A 13,888-nucleotide genomic window follows, 5' to 3' on the forward strand; every position below is an offset into this window, starting at 1 on the left:
GCATGCTCGCGCTGCTGCTGCCCCAGGCGGCAAGGGCCGAAGTCTGTGCCATCGACGACCGCGACCGCGAGGTGTGCCTCGAGGCGCCGGCCAGCCGCATTGCCGCGCTCTCGCCGGGAGCGACGGAGCTGGTCTATGCGGCCGGGGCGGGGGAGAAGGTGGTGGCGGTGGTGGCCTACAGCGACTATCCGCCAGAGGCCAGGGCGGTGGCGTCGGTGGGCAGCCATACTCGCATGGATCTCGAAGCGCTGGTCTCGCTGCGCCCGGACCTGGTGATCGGCTGGACCACCGGCAACCCCCCCGAGCAGCTAGAGACCATCGAATCCCTCGGCGTACCGGTGTTCTATATCGAACCGCGTGAGTTCGAAGACGTCTCCAGCGCCATCGAGCGGCTGGCCCTGCTTGCCGATACCAGGGATGAGGGGGACCGCGTCGCCGCCGAATTTCGCCAAGGCATGGCCGCGCTCGCCAAGCGCTACGCCGACGCCGAGCCGGTGCCGGTGTTCTACCAGGTGTGGGACGAGCCCCTGATGACCATCAACGACGAGCACCTGATCGGCAAGGTGCTGACCCTGTGCGGTGGCGTCAACGTTTTCGGCGAGCTGACGAGACTGGTGCCGCGCATCGATGACGAATCGGTGCTTGCCGCCGATCCCAAGGCGATCCTGGCCGGCGGCATGGGCGAGGAGAACCGCGACTGGCTGACTCACTGGGAGCAGTACCCGAACCTGACTGCGGTCGAGCGCGACAACCTCTACTTCGTGCCGCCATCGCTGATACAGCGGCCCACGCCGCGGCTGCTGGAGGGCAGCCGCCTGTTCTGCGAGAAGCTCGACGATGTCCGCGGCAAGCGCTGAAGCGATGACGATTCCCCGTCGCCGCTCGCTGTGGCTGCCGCTGGGCGTGCTGGCCCTGCTGGGGCTGGCAGCGCTGCTGCTGTCGGTCACGCTGGGCAGCGCCGCGCTGTCGTTGGGCGATGTCTGGGCAGTGGTACGCGGAGAGGGTAGTCCGCTGGCGAGCACGCTGATTCTCGAGCTACGCATTCCTCGCTCACTCTCGGCTTTCGCCGTGGGTGGCTTGCTTGCCGTGGCCGGCGGCCTGATGCAGGTGCTGCTGCGCAATCCGCTGGCCGACCCCTATGTGCTGGGGTTATCCGGTGGTGCCTCGGTTGGGGCGCTGGCGGCGATGCTTGCCGGGTTGGGCGGGGCGGTGATCAGCGGCTCGGCTTTCGCCGGGGCCTTTCTCTCGACGCTGCTGGTTTTCGGCCTGGCCCATGGCACCGGCAGTTGGACGCCATCCCGCCTGCTGCTCACCGGCGTGGTGGTGGCAGCCGGCTGGGGCGCGGTGATCACGCTGATGCTGGCGATAAGCCCTGCTGAACGCCTGCCCGGCATGCTCTACTGGCTGATGGGGGATCTCTCCTATTCACGCTCCCCCTGGCCGCCGCTGGCGCTGCTGCTGCTCATCTGTCTGCTGCTGGCGCCGCTCGGACGCAGCCTCAACGTCATGGCCCGCGGGCCGCTGCAAGCCGCAGCCCTGGGCGTCAACGTGCGTCCGCTGGAGTGGATGATCTATCTCGCTGCCAGCGTACTCACCGCGATGGCTGTGACTACCGCCGGCAGCATCGGCTTCGTCGGTCTGGTGGTGCCGCACATGCTGCGCCTGGTGCTGGGCAACGACCAGCGCCTGATCCTGCCGGCCTGCGCGCTGGCCGGCGGTATCCTGCTGGTGCTGGCCGATACCCTGGCGCGCATCCTGATCGCGCCCGAGCAACTGCCGGTGGGGGTGATCACCGCGCTGCTCGGCGTGCCCACCTTTCTGTTCCTGCTGTATCGGAGCCGCTGATGAACCGCCTCGAAATCAGCGGGCTGGTGGTCGACGTGCCGGGGCGTCACGACGGTCGCCCGTTGTCGCTCAGCGTCGAACCGGGGCAGGTCTGGGGCGTGCTCGGCCCCAACGGCGCCGGCAAGACGACGCTGCTGCATACCCTGGCGGGGTTGCGCGCAGCGCGGGCTGGCCGGGTGCTCGTCGATGGCCGCCCGCTGGCCGCGCTGGGCCGGCGGCAAGTGGCGCGTACCCTGGGGCTGGTGTTCCAGGAGCGCCACGATGGTTTTCCCGCCACGGTACGTGAGACCGCGCTGATTGGCCGCCACCCCTGGCTTTCCCCCTGGCAGATGGAGGGTGGCGAGGACCTGCGCCTGGCCGAGGCGGCGCTCGAACGTCTCGATGTCGACCATCTGGCCGAGCGGCTGGTGAGCACACTGTCGGGCGGCGAGCGGCAACGCCTGGCCATTGCCACGGTGCTGACCCAGGCGCCGAATATCTGGCTTGCCGATGAACCCACCAACCATCTCGACCTGCACCACCAGACCGCGGTGATGGCTCTGCTTTCCGAGCAGGCCGCCCAGGGCAAGGCCGTCATGATGTGTCTGCACGACCTCAACCTGGCGGCACGCTGGTGCGATCATCTGCTGCTGCTCTACCCCGATGGCGAGGCGTGCTGGGGGGCGGCCGAGCGAATGCTGGTGCCCGCCGCCCTGGAGCGGCTTTACGGTCAACGCCTGGCCACCGCCGAGATCGATGGTGCCCCCGTTTTCGTACCCGTGAGGTGATATGACGACTTCGACGATTCGCGGCGAGGCCCATGCCGCCCTGATCACCGCTCCCGGCTCAGGCCAGGGCAAGTCCATGGTGACTGCAGCGCTGGCGCGGCTACACCGCAACGCCGGGCGCCGCGTGCGAGTTTTCAAGCACGGCCCCGACTACCTCGACCCCATGGTGCAGGAGGTGGCCTCGGGCCAACCGGTCTACCAGTTGCACCCCTGGATGACAGGCGCAGACGAGTGTCGCTGGCGCCTGGCCGAGGCTGCCCAGGAGGCCGACCTGATCCTGGTCGAGGGCTCCATGGGCTTGTTCGACGGCGATCCCTCCAGCGCCGACCTGGCGATTCTCGCCGGGCTGCCGGCGCTGCCGGTGATCGATGCCTGGGGCATGGCCCAGACCTTCGGTGCCGTGGCCCAGGGGCTGGCCAACTTTCATCCCGATCTCGCCATTCACGAGGTGATCGCCAATCGCGTCGGCAGTCCCGGCCACGGCAAGCTGCTGGCTGGGAGCATGCCGGCGGGACTCTCGCTGCTCGGCGCCATCCCGCGCAGCGCGGCGATGAAGATCCCCGATCGCCATCTGGGTCTCGTTCAGGCCGGCGAACTGGCCGGGCTCGATACCCAGCTCGACGCCGCCGCCGACGTGCTGAAGGAAGCCGGGCTCGACCGCCTGCCGGCGCAGGTGATGCTCGAGGCCGAGGCCCCCGAGCCGCCGCCCCGCCTGCTCGAAGGCGTGCGTATCGCGGTGGCTCGGGACGACGCCTTCGCCTTTCTCTACCGTGCCAATCTCGACCTGCTCACACAGATGGGCGCCGAGCTGCGCTTCTTCTCACCCTTGGTCGATGACGTCCTGCCCGAGTGCGACGGCCTGTGGTTGCCTGGCGGCTACCCGGAGCTGCATGCGGCGAGGTTCGCTGCCAATGCGACGATGCTTGCCACGATCCGTGCCCATCACGACGCCGGCAGACCGATCCTGGCCGAATGCGGCGGGCTGATGGCATGCATGGAGCGTCTGGTGGATGGAGAGGGGGTCGAGCACGCCATGCTGGGGCTGCTGCCCGGCACCGCGCGCATGGCTGGAAAGCTCAGCGCCTTGGGACTGCAGAGCCTGACCACCGAAGCGGGTGAGCTGCGTGGCCACACCTACCACCATTCGCTGCTGGAAACGCCGCTCGAGCCAATCGCCCATGCCCGTCGCCTGGCCGGAAGTCCGGCCGAGCCGGTCTATGTCGAGGGTCGATCGGTTGCCAGCTACTTTCACGGCTATTTCCCCTCGGCGCCGCGGTTGGTGGCCGCCATTTTCCGCGGCGAGCCGGTGCGCTTCACTGAGTAAAAGGAGATCGTTTATGCGGGAGAACGCCAAGGATCCCCGGCGCCATGCCCAGCGCATGGCCGCCAAGCAGAAGATCATGCGGGAGCGCATTGCCGCTGCACAGAAGGAGCAGGGCCTGCTGCTGGTGCTCACCGGGCCCGGCAAGGGCAAGAGCAGCTCCGGCTTCGGCATGCTGGCCCGCGCGCTCGGCCACGGCATGAAGGTAGGGGTGGTGCAGTTCATCAAGGGCACGCGGGAGACCGGCGAAGAGGCGTTCTTCCGCCGTCAGCCGGGCGTGCAGTACCACGTGATGGGTGAGGGCTTCACCTGGGATACTCAGGATCGCGAGCGTGACATCCAGGCCGCCGAAGCCGCCTGGGAAGTGGCGCGGGGCATGCTCGGCGACGCCAGCTTCGACCTGGTACTGCTCGATGAGCTCAATATCGCCCTACGCTACGAGTACCTCGATCTCGACCGGGTGCTCGATGACCTGCAGGTACGCCCGGAGATGCAGCATGTCGTGATCACCGGTCGCTACGCCCCCGAGCAACTCATCGAGCTGGCCGACACCGTTACCGAGATGCGTGTGGTCAAGCACGCCTTCAAGGAGCAGGGAATCAAGGCGCAGAAGGGCATCGAGCTGTGATTCCCGATCACGCTTTTCCCCGGGCGCAGCGGGACGCTGTCTATCGCGCCATCCATGAGCGTCGGGATGTGCGCGCCCAGTTCCTGCCGGACCCGATTCCCCCGGAGGTGCTGGCACGCCTGCTGGCGGCTGCCCATCATGCCCCTTCGGTGGGTTTCATGCAGCCCTGGGACTTCCTGCTGATCGACAGCCTCGAGGTGAGGCGCCGGGTGCATGGCATCTTCGAGCGTGAGAACGAGAAAGGGGCGCAGCGCTTCTCCGAAGAGCGGCAGCAGACCTATCGCCGCCTCAAGCTCGAGGGAATTCTGGAGAGCCCCCTCAACCTGTGCATCACCTGCGACAGGGCACGAGGCGGCGAGCATGTGCTGGGGCGCAACAGCATCGTCGACACGGACCTGTTCAGCACCTGCCTGGCGGTGCAGAACCTGTGGCTGGCGGCCCGGGCCGAGGGTATTGGCGTGGGCTGGGTCAGCATCCTCGATCAGAATGAGCTGGCGCAGGTGCTGAGCCTGCCGGAACGGGTCTACCCCTTGGCCTACCTGTGCCTGGGCTATGTCAGCGAGTTTCTGGAGCAGCCCGAGCTGGCGCGTAAGGGTTGGCGTCAGCGCCTTCCCCTGGCGGAGCTGGTACATGGCAATGGCTGGGGGCACGCCCTGGTGGATGAAGCGCTGCAAGAGGCACTGGCCGAGGTGGCACGGCCATGACCACCCTGATGATCCAGGGCACCACCTCCGACGCCGGCAAGAGCACGGTGGTGGCGGGACTTTGCCGGCTGCTGGCGCGGCGGGGCGTGTCGGTGGCGCCGTTCAAGCCGCAGAACATGGCGCTCAACAGCGCGGTGACCGTGGATGGCGGCGAGATTGGCCGCTCCACGGCGCTGCAGGCGCTGGCCGCGGGGGTGGAGCCTCATAGCGACATGAACCCGGTGCTGCTCAAGCCGGAGAGCGACCGCGGCGCCCAGGTTATCCTGCGCGGCCGAGTGCACGGCCATCTGGACGCGCTGGATTATCACGCCTACAAGCGTACGGCACGTGAAAGCGTGCTGGCGGCCTGGCAAGCGCTGTCTTCCCGATATGACGTGATCATTGCCGAGGGGGCGGGCAGCCCGGCGGAGATCAACCTGCGCACGAACGACATCGCCAACATGGGCTTCGCCGAGATGGTGGATTGTCCGGTGATTCTAGTCGGCGATATCGACCGCGGCGGCGTCTTCGCCCAACTGGTCGGCACCCTGGAGCTGCTCAGCGAGAGCGAGCGCTCACGTACCCATGGCTTCATCGTCAACCGCTTCCGCGGCGATATCGCCCTGCTCGAACCGGGCCTCGACTGGCTGGCCGAGCGGACCGGCAAGCCGGTATATGGCACGCTGCCCTATCTGCAAGGATTGCTGCTCGATGCCGAGGACAGTATCGGCCGCAGCGGGCGGATGGGGCAGGGGGACACGCTCAAGGTGTCGGTGCCGGCGCTGCCGCGCATCAGCAATCACAACGATCTCGACCCGCTGCGCCTGCATCCGCAGGTCGAGCTCAGCTTTATCGGGCCGAGTCAGGTCGGGCCGGGGCGGCCCCTTCCCCCTGCAGACCTGATCATCCTGCCCGGGAGCAAGAGTACCCGTAGCGACCTTGCCTGGCTGCGTGCCCAGGGCTGGGAAGCGGTGATACAGCGCCATCTGCGCTATGGCGGCAAGGTGCTGGGCATCTGCGGTGGCTTCCAGATGCTGGGGCAGGCGGTGCACGACCCCGACGGGTTGGAAGGGCCAGCCGGCTCGACGCCGGGGCTCGGCCTGCTCGACTTCGAGACGCGCATGGTAGCAGGCAAGCAGCTGCGCAACGTGAGTGGGCGCTTGCTACCCGAAGGCGTGGCGATCAGTGGCTACGAGATCCATAACGGTGTAAGCGAAGGACCTGGCCTGGAGCGGCCACTGGTGGAGCTGGAGGAGAGGCCTGATGGCGGTGTTAGCCCGGACGGCCAGATCATGGGCACCTACCTGCACGGCCTGTTCGATCGCCCCGAGGCCTGCGCGGCGCTGCTCGCCCGCTGTGGGCTCGACGCGCCGGACGCGGCGGTGGACTACCACGATCATCGTCAGCAGGAACTCGATCGGCTGGCCGACTGCCTTGAAGCGCACCTGGACATGGCGGCCATCGAACGGCTGCTAGGGCTGTGAACCCGATTGGGTGGGGTTGTCTGGCATACGGGCCGACACCTGAGTGTCGGCCCGTTGTCTTTTGGGGATGAGGTGGATGTTCAGTCTGGAGCAATTGGCAACTGGCGCTTGTGCGTGGTGCGACGGTAGGTGGTGAGGATGGTATCGAAAGCACGCTCGGACACGTCCCGGTTCTCCAGGAAGTCGTCGATCTCCTCGTAAGTGACACCCAGGGCCACCTCGTCGAGTTTCTGTGGCGCGAGCGATTCGAGATCGGCGGTGGGGGCCTTGTTCACCAGCTCTTCCGGGGCTCCGAGGTGTTGGCCAAGCAGGCGCACCTGGCGCTTGGTCAGGCCGGTCAGGGGAGCGACGTCGCAGGCCCCATCGCCGTACTTGGTGAAGAAACCCATGAGTGCCTCGGCGGCCTGGTCGGTGCCGATGACCAGGCCACCGCGAGTACCGGCCACGGCATACTGGGTGACCATGCGCTGGCGCGCCTTGATGTTGCCCAGCACGAAATCGCGCTGGCCGGCATCCTCGAACGCCAGGCCGCCGCTTTCCAGCGATTCCAGCAGCGCATCGCTGGCGCCCTGGATGTTCACATCGAGCACTTCGTCAGGCTGGATGAAGGCCAACGCCTTATCGGCATCGTCGGCGTCCTGCTGCACGCCGTAAGGCAGGCGCATCGCAACGAAGGTCGCCTGTTCGCCCTGTTCGCGGCGTTTCTGCACGGCCAGTTGGGCCAGGCGGCCCGCCACGGTGGAGTCGACGCCGCCGCTGATGCCCAGCACCAGCGTCGTCTGGCCGCTTTCCTGCATGATGTTGCAGAGAAAGTCGCGACGGCGCTCGATCTCATGCTGGACGTCGACGTCAGCCCGGGCCTGCAGCTGCACGCCGATAGCGCGCTGAACGGCCTGGCGCGAGCGTGTTTCTTCCGCCGCTTCCGTTGTGCTATCGAGACACAGTCGATGGTAATGGGGCAGACGTTCCAGCGCGTAGTGGGCCGCGGCCAGGCGCACTTCGTCGCGTTCGCCGTCGAAGCGGCGGGTTTCGCAATAGTGGTGATGATCACCGTTGTGGCGGAATGCCCAGGCGAAGCACACGGTGCCGATAGGCGTGTCGTCGTCACCGGGGGTAGGGCCGGCAATGCCGGTATTGGCCAGGGCCACGTCGGCATCGTTGTTGTTCAGGGCGCCGGCGGCCATCTCGCTGGCCACGGCTTCGCTGGTCAGGCCATGGCGCTCAATGGTGTCGAAGCTGACGCCGAGGTAGCGGTTCTTCGACTGGGGCGAATAGACCCCGAGACCGCAGTCGATACTCTGGCCGCTTCCCGGCACCCTCGCCAGCTCCGATATGATCAGGCCAGCGGTGCAGGACTCGGCGGTGGCGAGCTTGAGGTCATTGTCGATCAGATAGTCCGTAATTCGATCCAGCAGTTCCATTGCCATTTCTCCTGTCAATGCGTCCTCTTAGGCTAGACCAACCGAATAGCATGTTCCGGTGGCATGTCCCAGTCAGGCCGGCGGCGGGGCGATACCGGCAAACAGGGCGGGGTCATCGCTGATCGCGCTGTCGACGCCCCATTCCCAACGCCGAGCGAAGGCGGCCGGGTCGTTGGGGGTATAGCACAGCAGGCGATAGCCGGCGGCCTTGATCTCCTGTGCGCGGCGAGGGGTGAGCCGAGTCCAGTCGGTATGGATGCTGTAGGCATCGAGCGCCTCGCAGCGCGACTGCCATCTCTCGGGCACGCCCTCGGTGAGCACGCCAATGGGCAGCAGGGAGGCATCGGCCAAGGACCGGGCGTGCTGCAGGGCGGGCTGGTCGAAGGAGGAGAGGATCAGCCGCTCCGGCGGCAGTGCCTTGAGCAGGCGAGGAACCACCACCTCGGCCAGTTCGGTGCCGCTACGTTTGCTGGTCACCTTGAGTTCCATGTTGACGCCCATGTCCAGCTCTACCAGCAATTCCAGCATGTCACTCAGGGTGGCCATGCGTTCGCCGCGAAAACCGTCGCCGAACCAGGCGCCGACATCGAGCTTGCGCACCGCGGCGAGATCCAGCGTGGCGAGCCTGCCATGCCCATCGGAGCAACGCTTGAGCGTGGCATCGTGCCAGATCACCGGGGTGCCGTCGCCGAGCAACTGCACGTCGAGTTCCACCCACTGATAGCCGGCATCGTGCGCGGCCCTCACGGCCGTTAGCGTATTCTCCGGGGCATGGGCGGAGAGCCCGCGGTGTGCGATCAGTCTGGGCAGCGCAATAGCGGGGTGCGATGGGGGCATGTCTGGGCTCCGGTGGAGGATCTGGTCAGGCTAGCCGATAGTGATGACAGAGTGGCGACCACCCACTAGCGGCACGCGTGGAATCGACCGCGACTATGCTAGGCTTGCAGCCTTTGACGATGCAATGAGGCAAGGCATGAAGGTGATGACCCCCGAGCGTGACGAGCAGCGTGATGCCTGGCTCGCCCGCCTGTGCGCCGATATCTATGGAAGGGAAGCGGGGCTATCGCCGTTGGTCACTTTTACCGGCACGCGACAGGTGTTGTTCACCCAGGAGGCCGCCCGTCTCTGGGCGCTGGTGGACGATCAGGGCAGGCCCGGTGCGCTGGCCCTGCTGGCGCTCGATTCATCGGGCTCGGGCATGGCACTGCGGCTGCACGCCTCGCCCGGCGGTGACCGTGAAAGCCTGCGTCGGTTGATCCGCGAGCTGGCCCAGAAAGCGCCGCTGAGGGTCGACGCGGTGGATCAGGAGGAAGAGGCGTTCTTTCGCCGTTGCGGCATCAATCGCTGGTTCGCGGCTCCCGGCGGCCAGCGTGTTGGCCTCTCGTCCCATCACCCCGCGGGTGGCGTGAATGAGCTGGAGCCGGCGCTGGGCTTCGACGATGAAGCGGTGCTGCGACGCTTCAAGCACGACCCGCGCTTCTTCGAACAGGAGAAGGCGCTCTTCGTCGAACGGCTGGCAGCGTTCCCCGGCTGAGCGCCGTAGTGGTACGACTCGCTTGACCGCATGGGCCAACAGCGGTTGGATGGTGTCACTCTATCGTTAGCGAACAAAGGGAAACGACATGGCCAAGCGCATCCAGTTTGCTCGTACCGGCGGCTCCGAGGTGCTCGAGCTCCTCGAGGTGACACCGGCCGATCCCGCTTCCGGCGAGGTTCGGGTCAGGAACGAGGCCGTCGGGCTCAACTTCATCGACATCTATTTTCGCACCGGCCTCTATCCCGTCCCGGGACTGCCGTCGGGGCTCGGTACCGAGGGGGCCGGCGTGGTCGATGCCGTGGGCGAAGGCGTGAGCCACCTGAAGGAGGGCGACCGGGTCGCCTATGCCCAGGGGCCGCTCGGCGCCTATGCCGAATATCACGTGTTGCCGGCCGACAAGGTCGTGGTACTGCCTGACGGCATCGAGGCGGAAACCGCTGCGGCCAGCATGCTCAAGGGCCTGACCGTGCAGTATCTGCTGCGCCAGACCTGCCCGCTCGAGGGTGGCGAGACGATCCTGTGGCACGCGGCGGCGGGCGGGGTCGGCTCCATTGCCTGCCAGTGGGCCAAGGCGCTGGGAGTGAAGCTGATCGGTACCGTCAGTTCCCCCGAGAAGGCCGAGCTGGCGAAATCGAATGGCGCCTGGGCGACCATCGACTACACCCGCGAGGATGTGGTGGCGCGGGTTCGGGAGCTGACCAACGGCGAGATGTGCGACGTGGTCTACGACTCGGTGGGCAAGGACACCTGGATCACCTCGCTGGACTGCCTCAAGCCGCGTTCGCTGATGGTCAGCTTTGGCAACGCTTCGGGGCCGGTCGATGGGGTCAATCTCGGCATCCTCAACCAGAAGGGCTCGCTGTTCGTGACCCGTCCCAGCCTCAACGGCTATGCCGACACCCGCGAACGGCTTGAGATGATGTGTCGCGATCTGTTCGACATGCTGGGCAGCGGCAAGGTCACGATCGACATCGGCCAGCGCTTCGCCCTGGCCGACGCAGGTAAGGCCCAGGACGCCCTGGCCGGCCGCAAGACCACCGGCTCGACCATACTGTTGCCCTAAAAGCCGCACCGGCATGACACGACGCCCGCCTCGAAGAGGCGGGCGTCGTCGTTTTGCCCGGCAAGTGGCAGTGCTAGGCATACTCCTGGGGCGATTCGATATCGAGCTGCGGCAGAATGGCGTCGAGCTCGAACTGCGAGCGTGGCGTCAGGGAGCCGCTGCGGGATTCCCCGAGCGAGGGTGAAGCGAGTTCAAAACCGTCGGCATGGGTATCGAACTGCATGATGTCGCCGTCGAACTCGTCGAGCGTGTTGTGCAGGTTGTCGCGCAGCGCGGCGAGCATCGTCGTGCCATTTTCACCCTCTGCAATCGCGTTGATCCACTCCACGGTCTGCTCGGGCGAGAGCCCATGGAGTTCGCCGTAGCGGATCAGCAGGGGCACCGCGCTGTGCCCCCCGCCGCTCTGATCGATCAATACCTGGGCTGCCTCCTCGCTGAAGCCGGCATGGGCGAGGAAATCCGCCGTGGCCTGGGTCTCGAAGCGGCTGTTGTGCTGTGCGTTCAGATAGGCGTCGCGGCCGAACTGGACCAGGGTGGCCAGGGTGGCGATGCCGAAGCCGACTGGGCCTGCCAGCGACGAACTGCCGAATACCGCATAGCCGACCCCGCCCGCCACCGCCGCGTTGAGACCGGCACCGACGACATCGCCCTCGTTCAGGCGCACCAGCGCATCGACACCGGCCAGCCCGGCACCGAACAGATGCACGAATTTGCCGCCCAGCTTGAGGCCAGGGGTGACCCGGGAGCCCTCGCCGCCGGTGAGCAGGGCATCGACCAATTGAGCGCCATCCACGCCGACCCGCGCCGTCTCGATGGAAACCTGCAGGGCGCTGCGCAGCGAAGGATCGTCGCCGTAGGCGTCGATGGCGTTGGCCAGCCCCGAGCCGACGATGGAGAGGGCAGAGGCGCGGAAGGCGCGATTGTAGGGCGAGTCGCGGAAGATCTCGTTGGTCTTGTCCAGGGTGTTGTTGAGGTTGCGCGCCACGTCGATGCCGTAGCGCTGCGGATCGAAATCATCGGTGAACTCAGGTATCAGGGGTTCGAAGGCATCGGCGAGCTCGTCGAGTTCGTCGGCCGTGGTGCCGAGCAGTTCGGCGAGTCCCGGGTTGTTGCGCAGTGTCTCGTCAAGCCGAGTCCGGGCCTCCTCCAGCGACTGGGCGTCACTGGGGTCGATGTCGCCGGCCGGCAGGATCACGTTCTCGCGCAGGTAGGCGCCGGCCAGGCTCACCGCGAGGGGGTGGTCGCCAGTGATGCCCAGTTCGTTGAAGGTTTCGATCAGGGCGTCGCCCGACTCCCCCTTCACCAGTTCGGGTCTCTCCTGGAGGGCCGTCGAGACGGCCAACTGGGCGTTGGGGTCGTCGAGCAGGGCATCGATACGTGCCTGATGATCTGCCCGCACACCGTCGGGCAGCGCCTGCAGTTGCTCGATCTGTTCCAGCAGCCCGGCACCGCTGTCGGCCAGTTGTTCCTGCAACGCCTGGAACTCCGCTTCCCAGTCGGGATTCGAGGCGATGTAGTCGTCGATGGCCGCTTCGAGCTGTTCCTCAGTCATCGCTGCGCCGCCGTTGAGGATGAGGAAGCTCAATTCGTCGAGATGTTCGTGATAGTCATCGGCCTGCTCGGCGATGGTACCGTCGCGGAAATGCTCCACCGCGCTGAAGACCTCGTCACGAAAGCCCTCCACGCCTTCCAGCGAGGCGATCGCCAAGGCCAGGCTGGGAATGGCCTCGCCAGAGGAGACCGCCTCGTTCATCTCGTTGCGCACCGTGTTCATGTCGACCGGGAGCTGCTCGGCGAGCCGGTTCACCGCGCGGTCGCCCGCTTCCGTTCCGGCGATGCGGTCAAGGATCTCCATCAGCATTGCGGTGCCGTTCGGCCCGGCCATCGCCCCGCCGTAATCCTGCAGGTCGCCCTGGTTGGCCACTTCGATCTCGTCGACCAGGGCATCCACCACCTCGCTGGCAAGTTCGGCCCCCAGTCCCTCGGTCAGGGCGTCGAGGCGTTCGATCGTCTCGAGGGTTCGACGTTGCGGGGTATCGGTACCTTCCAGCTCTCCGTCAAGCGGCTCGGCTGCCCAGGCGGCGGCATCATCGATGATCGCCTGGGCGTCGCTGGAGCGGTCGAGAGCGTTCTGCACCCGTTCGGGGGCATCGGCTCGTCCCGCTTCATAGGTGCGCAGCGCATCGGCCGGGTCGTCCTCGGCGCGGGCGTCGGCGATGATCCCGGCCCCCGCTTCGGCGGCAATCTCCCGAGTGTCGCTGGAGCGATCCAGGGCCGCCCGTACCGCCGAAGAAGCGTCCTCATACCGCTCTTCGAGCACGTCGAGTGCCTCTTGCGGATCGCTGTGCTCACGGGCTTCGGCAATGATCTCGCGGGCTTCCGCTTCCGCTTCCGGCCCGGTATGGCTACTCGGCTGGAGCGCCAGGCCGCTGTTCTGCGCGGCCTGCTCGATCGCCATCTGGGCGGGGCCGGCATCCACCCAGTCGTGATCGTAGATACGCTGCAGGGCGGCCTGCCGCTCATCGGCCGGCAGTGCCGCCAGGTAGCGTTCGATGTCCTGGGAGATGGCATCGATCTCGGCGTCGTAATCGACCGCTGCCGGGTCATCGGCATATTCGAGGTCGTTGCCTCGCTCGCGCAGGCCGTCGATGAAATCGTCTTCGCCGATGGGAACGCCCTGGGCATCACGTGGCGACTGGGCCGCCTCCTCGGGAGAGGTATGCGGAACGAACACGACGTCGCCGGGGTCGATCTCGGCCGGATCGGAGATGTCGTCGCGCTCGTTCAGGGCGAGGAACTCGTCGAAGTCGAGGTGGAGCTCTTCGGCGATCTCCCACAGGCTGTCGCCTTCCTCGACGATGAAGACCCGCTCCGTCGTGTCGTCGATTTCGCCTGGTCCGCCTGCCGATGCTCGGGCACTGAGGGCCTCTTCGACGGCCTGTTCGAAGCGCCGGCGTTCCGCCTCGGTCATGGCCTTGGACGTCACGCCGTCGGCCTGGTAACGGCGCAGCGATTCGATATCGATCCGGTATGACATGCTCCGCTCCTCCCTCCGTGAAGGCTTAACCATAGGGAGGAGCGAAGGCCTGGTGTCTTAAGCTTTGTTGAATTTTTTGTGGCACTTCCTCAGGGGCGACCG

The 13,888-nt window shown here is 66.6% G+C and carries 12 protein-coding genes; 9 read left to right on the forward strand and 3 right to left on the reverse strand.

The window, feature by feature from the left end; translation table 11 throughout:
* Positions 1-2 precede the first annotated feature (2 nt).
* The 7 genes from ACRWQA_RS07180 to ACRWQA_RS07210 are packed head-to-tail and all read left to right on the forward strand — an operon-like array spanning position 3 to position 6,728.
* On the forward strand, positions 3-857 hold the full coding sequence (locus tag ACRWQA_RS07180; RefSeq protein ID WP_263584000.1) for a cobalamin-binding protein: 855 nt from the start codon (positions 3-5) through the stop codon (positions 855-857).
* A gap of 4 nt (positions 858-861) precedes the next feature.
* The gene (locus tag ACRWQA_RS07185; protein WP_263580497.1) at positions 862-1,845 is read left to right on the forward strand and encodes a FecCD family ABC transporter permease; all 984 of its coding nucleotides are present in this window, start codon (positions 862-864) and stop codon (positions 1,843-1,845) included.
* Entirely contained in the window at positions 1,845-2,612 is a 768-nt protein-coding gene (locus ACRWQA_RS07190; RefSeq protein WP_263580496.1) for an ABC transporter ATP-binding protein, read from the forward strand. The genes ACRWQA_RS07185 and ACRWQA_RS07190 overlap by 1 nt, the downstream gene beginning before the upstream one ends.
* A gap of 1 nt (position 2,613) precedes the next feature.
* On the forward strand, positions 2,614-3,936 hold the full coding sequence (locus tag ACRWQA_RS07195) for a cobyrinic acid a,c-diamide synthase CobB (RefSeq protein WP_434227788.1): 1,323 nt from the start codon (positions 2,614-2,616) through the stop codon (positions 3,934-3,936).
* Positions 3,937-3,949: 13 nt separating this feature from the next.
* Positions 3,950-4,561, forward strand: a complete 612-nt coding sequence (gene cobO, locus ACRWQA_RS07200; RefSeq protein ID WP_263580494.1) for a cob(I)yrinic acid a,c-diamide adenosyltransferase — start codon at positions 3,950-3,952, stop codon at positions 4,559-4,561.
* Positions 4,558-5,265 (forward strand): 5,6-dimethylbenzimidazole synthase, encoded by a 708-nt coding sequence (gene bluB, locus ACRWQA_RS07205; protein ID WP_434227786.1) that lies wholly within the window; start codon positions 4,558-4,560, stop codon positions 5,263-5,265. Before cobO ends, bluB begins: the two co-directional genes overlap by 4 nt.
* The gene (locus ACRWQA_RS07210; RefSeq protein ID WP_434227785.1) at positions 5,262-6,728 is read left to right on the forward strand and encodes a cobyric acid synthase; all 1,467 of its coding nucleotides are present in this window, start codon (positions 5,262-5,264) and stop codon (positions 6,726-6,728) included. Before bluB ends, ACRWQA_RS07210 begins: the two co-directional genes overlap by 4 nt.
* An 80-nt stretch (positions 6,729-6,808) precedes the next feature.
* Here the strand turns inward: ACRWQA_RS07210 and nadE are convergent, their stop codons facing one another.
* Entirely contained in the window at positions 6,809-8,149 is a 1,341-nt protein-coding gene (gene nadE, locus ACRWQA_RS07215; RefSeq protein ID WP_434227783.1) for an NAD(+) synthase, read from the reverse strand.
* 72 nt (positions 8,150-8,221) lie between these two features.
* Entirely contained in the window at positions 8,222-8,986 is a 765-nt protein-coding gene (locus ACRWQA_RS07220; protein ID WP_263580491.1) for a glycerophosphoryl diester phosphodiesterase, read from the reverse strand.
* 136 nt (positions 8,987-9,122) lie between these two features.
* Here ACRWQA_RS07220 and ACRWQA_RS07225 point away from each other — a divergent pair, with 136 nt between their 5' ends.
* Both ACRWQA_RS07225 and ACRWQA_RS07230 read left to right on the forward strand, forming a co-directional pair.
* A complete protein-coding gene (locus ACRWQA_RS07225; RefSeq protein WP_263580490.1) occupies positions 9,123-9,683 on the forward strand; it encodes a hypothetical protein in 561 nt (186 codons plus the stop codon).
* 88 nt (positions 9,684-9,771) lie between these two features.
* Positions 9,772-10,749, forward strand: coding sequence for an NADPH:quinone reductase (locus ACRWQA_RS07230; protein WP_434227781.1), 978 nt, complete (start codon positions 9,772-9,774; stop codon positions 10,747-10,749).
* 73 nt (positions 10,750-10,822) lie between these two features.
* On the opposite strand, the gene ACRWQA_RS07235 is transcribed toward ACRWQA_RS07230, so the two are convergent.
* The gene (locus ACRWQA_RS07235) at positions 10,823-13,786 is read right to left on the reverse strand and encodes a LysM peptidoglycan-binding domain-containing protein (RefSeq protein WP_434227779.1); all 2,964 of its coding nucleotides are present in this window, start codon (positions 13,784-13,786) and stop codon (positions 10,823-10,825) included.
* Positions 13,787-13,888 lie beyond the last annotated feature (102 nt).

This window comes from Billgrantia sp. C5P2 (assembly GCF_051062895.2).

What these genes read in the sequence shown, in the direction of transcription:
- ACRWQA_RS07180 (WP_263584000.1), top strand. Translation starts at nt 3, where the DNA reads ATGCTCGCGCTGCTGCTGCCCCAGGCGGCAAGGGCCGAAGTCTGTGCC.
- ACRWQA_RS07185 (WP_263580497.1), top strand. Translation starts at nt 862, where the DNA reads ATGACGATTCCCCGTCGCCGCTCGCTGTGGCTGCCGCTGGGCGTGCTG.
- ACRWQA_RS07190 (WP_263580496.1), top strand. Translation starts at nt 1,845, where the DNA reads ATGAACCGCCTCGAAATCAGCGGGCTGGTGGTCGACGTGCCGGGGCGT.
- ACRWQA_RS07195 (WP_434227788.1), top strand. Translation starts at nt 2,614, where the DNA reads ATGACGACTTCGACGATTCGCGGCGAGGCCCATGCCGCCCTGATCACC.
- cobO (WP_263580494.1), top strand. Translation starts at nt 3,950, where the DNA reads ATGCGGGAGAACGCCAAGGATCCCCGGCGCCATGCCCAGCGCATGGCC.
- ACRWQA_RS07210 (WP_434227785.1), top strand. Translation starts at nt 5,262, where the DNA reads ATGACCACCCTGATGATCCAGGGCACCACCTCCGACGCCGGCAAGAGC.
- nadE (WP_434227783.1), bottom strand. Translation starts at nt 8,149, where the DNA reads ATGGAACTGCTGGATCGAATTACGGACTATCTGATCGACAATGACCTC.
- ACRWQA_RS07220 (WP_263580491.1), bottom strand. Translation starts at nt 8,986, where the DNA reads ATGCCCCCATCGCACCCCGCTATTGCGCTGCCCAGACTGATCGCACAC.
- ACRWQA_RS07225 (WP_263580490.1), top strand. Translation starts at nt 9,123, where the DNA reads ATGAAGGTGATGACCCCCGAGCGTGACGAGCAGCGTGATGCCTGGCTC.
- ACRWQA_RS07230 (WP_434227781.1), top strand. Translation starts at nt 9,772, where the DNA reads ATGGCCAAGCGCATCCAGTTTGCTCGTACCGGCGGCTCCGAGGTGCTC.
- ACRWQA_RS07235 (WP_434227779.1), bottom strand. Translation starts at nt 13,786, where the DNA reads ATGTCATACCGGATCGATATCGAATCGCTGCGCCGTTACCAGGCCGAC.